This window comes from Klebsiella sp. C283 (assembly GCF_048822555.1).
Taxonomy (GTDB): Bacteria; Pseudomonadota; Gammaproteobacteria; order Enterobacterales; family Enterobacteriaceae; genus Klebsiella; species Klebsiella quasipneumoniae.
Genome location: NZ_JBMEZS010000014.1, coordinates 85,212 through 95,458 on the forward strand (window position 1 = coordinate 85,212; position 10,247 = coordinate 95,458).

Below are 10,247 nucleotides of genomic sequence, written 5' to 3' on the forward strand. Positions count from 1 at the left end.
GCATACTGTGCGCTTTTTGTGGGCCAAGGGACTAGGCACACATTTGTTTTATAAACGAAAAGACTAGTCTATGAGCACTGATAATAAACAATCGTTGCCGGCGTTAACGCTGGCGGCCATCGGCGTGGTGTACGGTGATATCGGTACCAGTCCACTGTATACCCTGCGTGAATGCCTGTCAGGTCAGTTTGGCTTTGGCGTTGAGCGCGATGCCGTTTTTGGCTTTTTGTCGCTGATTTTCTGGCTGTTAATCTTTACCGTATCGATTAAATACATCACCTTCGTGATGCGGGCGGATAACGCCGGGGAAGGCGGGATCTTAACGCTGATGTCGCTGGCCGGACGCAATACCTCGGCGCGGATGACCTCTGTGCTGGTGATCCTCGGCCTGATCGGCGGCAGTTTCTTCTATGGCGAAGTGGTGATTACCCCGGCGATTTCGGTGATGTCGGCGATAGAGGGGTTAGAAATTATCGCTCCGCAGCTCGATAGCTGGATTGTGCCGATCTCCATTATCGTGCTTACCCTGCTATTTATGATCCAGAAGCACGGGACCGGAATGGTCGGCAAGCTGTTTGCGCCGATTATGCTGATCTGGTTCTTGCTGCTGGCGGTGCTTGGCGCGCGAAGCATTTACGCTAACCCGGAAGTTCTGCAGGCGCTAAACCCCTACTGGGCGGTGCATTTCTTCCTGCAGTACAAAACGGTTTCCTTTATTGCGCTTGGCGCGGTGGTGCTGTCGATTACCGGGGTGGAAGCGCTGTACGCCGATATGGGGCACTTCGGCAAACTGCCGATCCGTGTCGCCTGGTTCTCCGTCGTGCTGCCTTCGCTGGTGCTTAACTATTTTGGCCAGGGGGCATTGCTGCTTAAGCATCCGGAAGCGATTAAAAACCCGTTCTTCCTGCTGGCGCCGGAGTGGGCGCTGATCCCGATGCTGATTATCGCCACACTGGCGACGGTTATCGCCTCGCAGGCGGTGATCTCCGGGGTCTTCTCCTTAACCCGTCAGGCGGTGCGTCTGGGCTATCTGTCGCCGATGCGCATCATCCACACCTCGGAAATGGAGTCCGGCCAGATCTATATCCCGTTCATTAACTGGCTGCTGTATGTCTCGGTAGTGATCGTCATCGTCAGCTTCGAGCACTCGTCTAACCTGGCGGCGGCGTACGGTATCGCGGTCACGGGGACCATGGTGCTGACCTCTATCCTGTCGGCAACGGTGGCGCGCAAAAACTGGCACTGGAATAAACTGTTCGTTGGGCTGATGCTGGTGGCCTTCCTGTGCATTGATGTTCCGCTGTTCTCAGCGAACCTCGATAAGATTGTCTCCGGCGGCTGGCTGCCGTTGTCCCTGGGTCTGGTGATGTTTACGGTGATGACCACCTGGAAGAGCGAGCGTTTCCGCCTGCTGCGTCGAATGCACGAGCACGGCAACTCGCTGGAAGCGATGATCTCTTCGCTGGAGAAATCGCCGCCGGTGCGCGTGCCGGGTACTGCGGTGTATATGTCCCGCGCCCTGAACGTGATCCCGTTTGCCCTGCTGCATAACCTGAAGCACAACAAGGTGCTGCATGAGCGAGTGATCCTCCTGACCCTGCGCACCGAAGACGCGCCTTACGTGCATAACGTTCGCCGGGTGCAGATTGAGCAGCTGTCGCCCTCGTTCTGGCGGGTGGTGGCCAGCTACGGCTGGCGGGAAACGCCAAATGTCGAAGAGGTGTTCCATCGCTGTGGCCTGGAAGGACTCAGCTGCCGGATGATGGAGACCTCGTTCTTTATGTCCCATGAGTCGCTGATTATCGGCAAACGGCCGTGGTATCTGCGCCTGCGCGGCAAGCTTTATCTGCTGCTGCAGCGTAACGCCCTGCGCGCGCCGGATCAGTTTGAAATCCCGCCAAACCGGGTTATCGAGCTCGGTACTCAGGTCGAAATCTGATGTCAAAAAAGCCCTTCCGTTGCGAAGGGCTTTTTGTTTCTCACTCCGGCTGTCATCTCCTGTCTCTGTCTCGCGAAACGTTTCGATAGCGATCACATTTCTCTCTTCTGGTGATGGTTTTCTGCTCACGCATTGATAATAATTATTTTAGCGAAACGTTTCGCTAGTGGAGCAAAAGAGAAAAAATGAAAAAAGGCACCGTACTTAACGCTGATATTTCCGCGGTTATCTCCCGCCTGGGCCACACCGATACGCTGGTGGTCTGCGATGCCGGATTACCGGTTCCCCGCAGCAGCGCGCGCATCGATATGGCGTTGACCCAGGGCGTACCTTCATTTATGCAGGTTCTGGAAGTGGTGACGACGGAAATGCAGGTTGAAGCGGCTGTCATCGCGGAGGAAATTAAGACGCATAATCCGCAGCTCCACGCGACGTTGCTCAACCATCTTGAGCAGCTGCAGCAGCACCAGGGAAACACCATTGAAATTCGTTACACCAGTCATGAGCAGTTCAAAAAACAAACCGCAGACAGTCAGGCGGTAATTCGCAGCGGGGAGTGTTCCCCGTTTGCGAATATCATTCTCTGTGCCGGCGTCACCTTCTGAGATCGCCGTCATGGAAGCCTTATTGCAACTGAAAGGGATCGATAAAGCGTTCCCTGGCGTCAAGGCGCTCTCCGGCGCCTCGCTGAATGTCTACCCTGGCCGGGTGATGGCGCTGGTGGGTGAGAACGGCGCCGGTAAATCCACCATGATGAAAGTGCTGACCGGGATCTATACCCGTGATGCTGGCGCTTTATTGTGGTTGGGCAAAGAGACCACCTTTAGCGGCCCAAAATCTTCCCAGGAAGCCGGGATCGGCATTATCCATCAGGAGCTGAACCTGATCCCGCAGTTGACGATCGCCGAGAACATCTTCCTCGGCCGCGAATTCGTTAACCGCTTTGGCAAAATCGACTGGAAGCGGATGTATGCCGAAGCCGACAAGCTGCTGGCGAAGCTGAATCTCCGTTTTACCAGCCAGAAGTTGGTGGGCGATCTGTCGATTGGCGACCAGCAAATGGTGGAGATCGCCAAAGTGCTGAGCTTCGAGTCGAAGGTCATCATTATGGATGAACCGACCGACGCGCTGACCGATACCGAAACCGAATCGCTGTTCCGTGTGATCCGCGAACTGAAATCGCAGGGGCGCGGCATCGTCTACATCTCCCACCGCATGAAAGAGATCTTCGAGATTTGCGACGACGTGACCGTGTTCCGCGACGGGCAGTTTATCGCCGAACGCGAGGTCTCCTCGCTGGATGAAGACCGTCTGATTGAAATGATGGTTGGCCGGAAGCTGGAAGATCAGTATCCGCATCTGGCTAAGGCGCCGGGCGCGGTGCGCCTGAAAGTCGATAATCTCTGCGGCCCGGGCGTGGAAAACGTGACCTTTACCCTGCGCCAGGGGGAAATCCTCGGCGTCGCCGGGCTGATGGGCGCCGGGCGGACCGAGCTGATGAAAGTGTTGTATGGCGCGCTGCCGCGCAGCAGCGGCTCCGTGACGCTCGACGGTCACGAAGTGGTGACCCGTTCGCCGCAGGATGGTCTGGCGAACGGCATTGTCTATATCTCCGAAGACCGTAAGCGTGACGGCTTAGTGCTCGGGATGTCGGTAAAAGAAAACATGTCCCTGACCGCCCTGCGCTACTTCAGCCGGACGGGGGGGAGTCTCAAGCATAAAGATGAACAGCAGGCGGTCAGTGATTTCATCCGGCTGTTTAACGTGAAAACGCCGTCCATGGAGCAGGCGATCGGCCTGCTCTCCGGCGGCAACCAGCAAAAGGTCGCCATCGCCCGCGGGCTGATGACCCGGCCGAAGGTCCTGATCCTCGATGAGCCGACCCGTGGCGTCGACGTTGGGGCGAAGAAAGAGATCTACCAGCTCATCAATCAGTTCAAAGCCGATGGCCTGAGCATCATTCTGGTCTCCTCCGAGATGCCGGAAGTGTTGGGCATGAGCGATCGCATCATAGTGATGCATGAAGGGCATCTCGGCGGTGAATTCACACGCGAGCAGGCCACCCAGGAAGTATTGATGGCTGCCGCTGTGGGCAAGCTTAACCGTGTGAATCAGGAGTAAGAAAGATGACAACCCAGGCTGTTTCTGGTCGCCGTTATTTCACGAAAGCGTGGCTGATGGAGCAAAAATCGCTGATTGCCCTGCTGGTGCTGATCGCGGTGGTATCGACCATGAGCCCCAACTTTTTTACCGTCAATAACCTGTTCAATATTCTGCAGCAGACCTCCGTTAACGCCATTATGGCGGTAGGGATGACGCTGGTCATACTGACCTCGGGGATCGACCTGTCCGTCGGTTCCCTGCTGGCGCTCACCGGCGCGGTGGCGGCGTCGATCGTTGGCATTGAAGTGAATGCGCTGGTGGCGGTCGCTGCTGCCCTCGCATTAGGTGCGGCGATCGGCGCAGTCACCGGGGTGATTGTGGCGAAAGGCCGCGTGCAGGCTTTCATCGCCACCCTGGTGATGATGCTGCTGCTGCGCGGCGTGACCATGGTGTACACCAACGGCAGCCCGATCAATACCGGCTTTAGCGATAATGCCGATCTGTTCGGCTGGTTTGGTATCGGGCGTCCGCTGGGGATCCCGACGCCGGTATGGATCATGGCGATTGTCTTCCTGGCGGCCTGGTACATGCTGCACCATACTCGCCTGGGTCGTTATATCTACGCCCTTGGCGGTAATGAGGCGGCGACGCGCCTGTCCGGGATTAGCGTCAATAAAGTCAAAATTATCGTCTACGCGTTGTGCGGGATGCTGGCGTCGCTGGCCGGGATTATCGAAGTGGCGCGCCTCTCCTCCGCGCAGCCGACGGCCGGGACAGGCTATGAGCTGGACGCCATTGCGGCAGTCGTGCTCGGCGGCACCAGCCTGGCGGGCGGCAAAGGACGCATTGTCGGCACGCTGATTGGCGCGCTGATCCTTGGCTTCCTGAATAATGGTTTGAACCTTTTAGGCGTTTCTTCCTATTACCAGATGATCGTTAAAGCGGTGGTGATTTTGCTGGCGGTACTGGTAGATAACAAAAAGCAGTAACTGAGAACTCTACAGGACATCTTAACTATGAATATGAAAAAACTGGCGACCCTGGTCTCTGCTGTTGCGCTAAGTGCGACCGTTAGCGCGAACGCGATGGCCAAAGACACCATCGCTCTGGTTATCTCTACCCTCAACAATCCCTTCTTCGTGTCGCTGAAAGACGGCGCGCAAAAAGAAGCTGACAAACTGGGCTACAACCTGGTGGTGCTCGATTCCCAGAACAACCCGGCGAAAGAGCTGGCTAACGTTCAGGATTTAACGGTGCGCGGCGCGAAGCTGTTGCTGATCAACCCAACCGACTCTGATGCCGTCGGCAATGCCGTGAAGATGGCGAACCAGGCGAAAATCCCGGTCATCACCCTCGACCGTCAGGCGACAAAAGGCGATGTCGTGAGCCACATCGCCTCTGACAACGTGCAGGGCGGAAAAATGGCGGGCGATTACATTGCGAAAAAGCTGGGTGAAAGTGCGAAAGTCATTGAGCTGCAGGGCATTGCCGGGACTTCCGCGGCGCGCGAGCGCGGCGAAGGCTTCAAACAGGCCGTGGCGGCGCACAAGTTCAACGTTCTGGCCAGCCAGCCGGCCGATTTCGACCGTACCAAAGGGCTGAACGTGATGCAGAACCTGCTGACCGCCCATCCTGACGTCCAGGCGGTGTTCGCGCAGAATGATGAAATGGCGCTCGGCGCTCTGCGCGCGCTGCAGACCGCAGGCAAGTCCGATGTGATGGTGGTTGGATTTGACGGCACTCCGGATGGCGAAAAAGCAGTAAACAGTGGCAAACTGGCGGCGACCGTCGCACAGTTGCCGGAGCAGATCGGCGCGAAAGGCGTTGAGACTGCTGATAAGGTACTGAAGGGCGAAAAAGTGGAAGCTAACTACCCGGTTGAGCTGAAGCTGGTCGTTAAGCAGTAATATGCGATTCGGACTGGCAACGGTCCGAGGGACAATATAAAAAAAGAAAAGCAGGGCATGCGCCACCGGATCCCGGTGGCGCGCTTTCCCGGGAACAGAAACGATGAAAACTGCAGGCAAACTTGTCGTCCTTGGCAGCATCAATGCCGATCACATTCTCAACCTTGACGCTTTCCCGACGCCGGGTGAAACCGTCACCGGCAACCACTACCAGCTGGCGTTCGGTGGTAAAGGGGCCAACCAGGCGGTGGCCGCCGGGCGCAGCGGGGCGGATATCGCGTTTATTGCCTGCACCGGCGATGACGACATCGGTGAACGCATCCGCCGCCAGCTGGCGAGCGATAAAATCGATGTGGCGCCTGTGCGCGCGGTCGCCGGGGAAGCAACCGGCGTGGCGTTAATCTTCGTTAACGCCGAAGGTGAGAATGTTATCGGTATTCATGCCGGCGCCAATGCGGCCTTATCCGTCGCTCAGGTAGAGGCGGAAAAAGAGCGGATCGCCAGCGCGCAGGCGTTGTTGATGCAGCTCGAGTCGCCGCTGGAGAGCGTGCTGGCGGCGGCGAAAATCGCCCATCACCATCAGACCACCGTGGTGCTTAATCCCGCGCCAGCGCGTGAACTGTCCGATGAACTGCTGGCGCTGGTGGATATCATTACCCCCAACGAAACCGAAGCGGAAAAGCTGACGGGGATTCGCGTTGAGAGTGACGAGGATGCGGCAAAAGCCGCCGACGTGCTGCATGCCAAAGGCATTGGTACGGTAATGATCACCCTCGGCAGCCGCGGCGTCTGGCTCAGTGCCGAAGGCGAAAGCCGCCGGATCCCAGGGTTTCGCGTGCAGGCTATTGATACTATCGCGGCCGGCGACACTTTCAACGGCGCGCTGGTGACCGCGCTGCTGGAAGGGACCGCCCTGCCGGAGGCGATCCGCTTTGCGCATGCCGCGGCGGCGATTGCCGTGACTCGCAAAGGCGCGCAGCCTTCCGTGCCGTGGCGCACAGAGATTGATGAATTTTTAGCGCAACAGGGGTAATGCTTGGCTACGATGAAAGATGTGGCCCGCGTCGCGGGCGTTTCCACATCGACGGTGTCACACGTCATCAATAAGGACCGCTTTGTCAGCGAGGCGATTACCGCCAAAGTCGACGCCGCGATCAAAAGCCTCAACTACGCCCCCTCGGCGCTGGCGCGTAGCCTCAAGCTTAATCAAACCCGCACCATCGGCATGCTGATCACCGCCAGTACCAATCCGTTTTATTCCGAGCTGGTGCGGGGCGTGGAGCGCAGCTGCTTTGAGCGGGGTTATAGTCTCGTACTCTGTAATACGGAAGGTGATGAGCAGCGAATGAATCGTAATCTGGAGACGTTAATGCAAAAACGCGTCGATGGATTACTGCTGCTGTGCACTGAGACCCACCAACCCTCCCCGGAAATTATGCAGCGCTATCCGTCGGTTCCGACGGTCATGATGGACTGGGCGCCGTTTGATGGCGATAGCGATCTGATTCAGGATAACTCGCTGCTCGGTGGCGATATGGCGACCCAGTACCTGATCGATCAAGGGTATTCACACATTGCCTGCATTGCCGGCCCGCTGGATAAAACCCCGGCGCGTCTGCGCCTTGAAGGTTACCATGCCGCGATGGCGCGCTGCGGTCTGCCCGTAGCCGAGGGAGACGTGGTGACCAGTGATTTTGAGTTTGGCGGCGGATTTAGCGCGATGCAGCAGCTGCTGGCGTTGCCGCAGCGGCCGCAGGCGGTGTTTGTCGGTAACGACGCCATGGCGGTTGGCGCTTATCAGGCGTTATACCAGGCCGGGTTGCAGATCCCGCAGGATATGGCGCTGGTGGGTTACGATGATATTGAACTGGCTCGCTATATGACGCCGCCGTTAACCACCATTCACCAGCCGAAAGATGAGCTGGGGGAACTGGCCATCGACGTGCTGATCCATCGCATGGCCGACCCGCAGCAAAAACAGCAGCGCGTACAGTTAACCCCGGAGCTGGTGGTCCGCGGTTCCGCTTAGCGTTTGTGCCGCTCGCTAATCAGGTTGCGGCCATCCTTCGCTCTCAACAGCATAAACATCAGCGCCGACACGATGGTTATCACGCCCATGGTAATAAAGGTGTAGTGAAACTGCTCTACGGTGCTGGCGCTGTCAAAACCTTCATAGAAGCGCAGCACCGCAGCGCTGATGGCCACTCCGAGACTGATGGAAAGCTGCTGGGTGACTGCCAGCAGGCTATTGCCGCTGCTGGCATTGTCATCCGTCAGATCGGCCAGGGTAATGGTATTCATGGCGGTAAACTGCGTGGACATCGCCATCCCCAGCACGAACAGCGGCAGAAGCAGCATCCACAGCGGCATTTCTGGCGACTGCAGCGAGAACTGGGCAATCATAAGGCCAATAAACACGGTGATCCCCACCAGGGTCTTACGATAGCCAAACCAGCGCAGCACCTGGGTAACGGTAGATTTCGCAATAATCGAGCCGATAGCGGTGGGGGCGATCATACAGCCGGCGATAATGGCCGGATAGCCAAAGCCAACCTGCAGCATGAGCGGCATCAGAAAAGGTACGCAGCCGGTACCCAACCGCGTGGCAAGGTTGCCGGCAATGCCGACCGAGAACGTATGGGTCTTAAATAAAGAGAGCGAGATCAGCGGCGCAGGATGGCGGCGCGCGTGACGGACATAGGCCAGGAGCAGTATCAGACTGACGGCGATCACCGCCAGCGCCAGCCATGTCGCCACGATTTTTTCGCCAAACAGTTCAATACCGCTGGAAAATAACACCAGGCTTAAGCCAAATAACAGAAAACCGGTTATATCGAAGCGTCGGCGCGGCGTTGTGAAATTTGGCATATATTTACGGGCATACAGAATGCCGATCACGCCGATGGGAATGTTTATCAGGAAAATCCAATGCCAGCTGGCCCAGGTCACAAATACCCCGCCGAGAACCGGGCCCAGAATCGGTCCTACCAGTCCCGGCATGGTGACAAAGTTCAGTACCGGCAGCAGTTCGCTGCGCGGATAGGCGCGCAGGAGGGCTAGCCTCGCCACCGGCATCATCATCGCCCCGCCGACCCCCTGAATAACGCGAAAAATGACCAGCTCCGTTAATGAACTCGAGAGCGCGCAGGCGAGGGAGCCGAGAGTAAACAGGCTAACGGCGATGATAAAGACCCGGCGCGTGCCGAAGCGATCGGCCAGCCAGCCGCTGACCGGAATCAACATCGCCACCGTCAGCGTATAGCTGATGATGGCCGACTGCATTGCTAAGGGGGAACGGTTCAGGCTGTGGGCGATAGCCGGGAGGGCGGTGTTAAGAATGGTGGCATCCAGCGCCTGCATAAAGAAGGCCATCGCCGCGATCCACGGCAGGCCTGCCATGCTGCGCCCTTTTTTTCCGCTCATGCCAAATCCTTGTTATTGATTTACGTGGTGTGGGGCGTTCAGCAGCGCCTGGCAGGCGAGCAAGGCACCTGGCGCATCGCTATTGAGAATGGCATCGACGATCGCCTGGTGGAGATCGAGCTTCACGACTTCATTTTGCGTAATCGACGTGAAGTAGGTGTGGTAGACGGAATGAAATAAAGAAGCGAATGAGCTGAGGAAAGGATTGCCGCTCATTTCATAGATATGTTCATGCCAGGCCATATCGACGTCTATCCAGCGATCACGCTGAAAATGACGTTTCAGGGCAATCATCTCTTCCATAAGGGTATTGAGCTGCGCTTTCTGCTCCGCGGTGCCGTGGGCGGCGGCGAGGAAACAGGCCTGTGGCTCCAGGCTGCTGCGCATGACGAGAAAGTGGCTCACCACCTCTTCGAAGTTATCTTCCGTGAGCCACCAGGAGAGTAGTTCCTTATCCAGGAAGTTCCAGCTGCTGCGCGGCATTACCCGGGTGCCAATGCGAGGGCGGGGCAGCAGCATGCCTTTTGCAGTCAGCGTCTTCACCGCTTCGCGGACGGCGGTACGACTCACGCCGAACTGCTCCCCTAACTCCATTTCGCCGGGAAGAATGCTTTCCGGCTGATATTCGCCAGTCAGTATCTTTTGGGCGAGCTTCTCGGCCAGTACCCAGGAGATGTTCTTTTGTGCCGCCAGTTGCTGTGCGCTTAAAGACATAAATGCCGTTCCTTTCTTTTCTCTACACTAACAGTATGCCACCAGGCGCCCCGTTTCGTCGGTTAAAACAGCAAAACGGCGGTTTTTTGCGACATTCCTCGCCGCATTGTTGAAAAAAGAGACGGTTGAAAAGTTTTTTTGCATTTCCCCTTGTCACCTCA

At 57.2% G+C, this 10,247-nt stretch carries 9 protein-coding genes; 7 read left to right on the forward strand and 2 right to left on the reverse strand.

Annotation, left to right across the window (positions count from 1 at the left end):
- The first annotated feature begins 70 nt into the window (after nucleotides 1-70).
- The 7 genes from kup to rbsR all read left to right on the forward strand — a co-directional run bounded on the left by kup (nucleotide 71) and on the right by rbsR (nucleotide 7,978).
- Nucleotides 71-1,939, forward strand: a complete 1,869-nt coding sequence (gene kup, locus ACOI7Z_RS23820) for a low affinity potassium transporter Kup (RefSeq protein ID WP_004202319.1) — start codon at nucleotides 71-73, stop codon at nucleotides 1,937-1,939.
- Between the two features lie 185 nt (nucleotides 1,940-2,124).
- Nucleotides 2,125-2,544: a D-ribose pyranase gene (rbsD, locus tag ACOI7Z_RS23825; protein WP_004202320.1), complete on the forward strand. Its 420-nt coding sequence runs from the start codon at nucleotides 2,125-2,127 to the stop codon at nucleotides 2,542-2,544.
- 10 nt (nucleotides 2,545-2,554) lie between these two features.
- Nucleotides 2,555-4,060 (forward strand): ribose ABC transporter ATP-binding protein RbsA, encoded by a 1,506-nt coding sequence (rbsA, locus tag ACOI7Z_RS23830; protein WP_023291483.1) that lies wholly within the window; start codon nucleotides 2,555-2,557, stop codon nucleotides 4,058-4,060.
- A 5-nt stretch (nucleotides 4,061-4,065) separates the two neighbouring features.
- Complete coding sequence (rbsC, locus tag ACOI7Z_RS23835; RefSeq protein WP_004202322.1) at nucleotides 4,066-5,031, forward strand: ribose ABC transporter permease; 966 nt, start codon at nucleotides 4,066-4,068, stop codon at nucleotides 5,029-5,031.
- Between the two features lie 27 nt (nucleotides 5,032-5,058).
- Nucleotides 5,059-5,949 (forward strand): ribose ABC transporter substrate-binding protein RbsB, encoded by an 891-nt coding sequence (rbsB, locus tag ACOI7Z_RS23840; protein ID WP_004202323.1) that lies wholly within the window; start codon nucleotides 5,059-5,061, stop codon nucleotides 5,947-5,949.
- Nucleotides 5,950-6,052: 103 nt separating this feature from the next.
- Nucleotides 6,053-6,982, forward strand: a complete 930-nt coding sequence (gene rbsK, locus ACOI7Z_RS23845) for a ribokinase (protein ID WP_023291484.1) — start codon at nucleotides 6,053-6,055, stop codon at nucleotides 6,980-6,982.
- Between the two features lie 3 nt (nucleotides 6,983-6,985).
- Complete coding sequence (rbsR, locus tag ACOI7Z_RS23850; RefSeq protein WP_087776367.1) at nucleotides 6,986-7,978, forward strand: ribose operon transcriptional repressor RbsR; 993 nt, start codon at nucleotides 6,986-6,988, stop codon at nucleotides 7,976-7,978.
- Here rbsR and mdtD read toward each other — a convergent pair.
- Nucleotides 7,975-9,372 carry a multidrug transporter subunit MdtD gene (mdtD, locus tag ACOI7Z_RS23855; protein WP_023291486.1) on the reverse strand — a complete coding sequence of 466 codons (1,398 nt, stop codon included), beginning with the start codon at nucleotides 9,370-9,372 and terminating at the stop codon, nucleotides 7,975-7,977. The genes rbsR and mdtD overlap by 4 nt on opposite strands.
- Before the next feature lie 12 nt (nucleotides 9,373-9,384).
- Entirely contained in the window at nucleotides 9,385-10,086 is a 702-nt protein-coding gene (locus ACOI7Z_RS23860; protein ID WP_023291487.1) for a FadR/GntR family transcriptional regulator, read from the reverse strand.
- Between the last annotated feature and the right edge of the window lie 161 nt (nucleotides 10,087-10,247).

Excerpts from the sequence above, each read along its gene's own strand:
- rbsB (WP_004202323.1), top strand. The coding sequence starts at position 5,059 with ATGAATATGAAAAAACTGGCGACCCTGGTCTCTGCTGTTGCGCTAAGT.
- rbsD (WP_004202320.1), top strand. The coding sequence starts at position 2,125 with ATGAAAAAAGGCACCGTACTTAACGCTGATATTTCCGCGGTTATCTCC.
- kup (WP_004202319.1), top strand. The coding sequence starts at position 71 with ATGAGCACTGATAATAAACAATCGTTGCCGGCGTTAACGCTGGCGGCC.
- rbsK (WP_023291484.1), top strand. The coding sequence starts at position 6,053 with ATGAAAACTGCAGGCAAACTTGTCGTCCTTGGCAGCATCAATGCCGAT.
- rbsA (WP_023291483.1), top strand. The coding sequence starts at position 2,555 with ATGGAAGCCTTATTGCAACTGAAAGGGATCGATAAAGCGTTCCCTGGC.
- rbsC (WP_004202322.1), top strand. The coding sequence starts at position 4,066 with ATGACAACCCAGGCTGTTTCTGGTCGCCGTTATTTCACGAAAGCGTGG.
- ACOI7Z_RS23860 (WP_023291487.1), bottom strand. The coding sequence starts at position 10,086 with ATGTCTTTAAGCGCACAGCAACTGGCGGCACAAAAGAACATCTCCTGG.
- mdtD (WP_023291486.1), bottom strand. The coding sequence starts at position 9,372 with ATGAGCGGAAAAAAAGGGCGCAGCATGGCAGGCCTGCCGTGGATCGCG.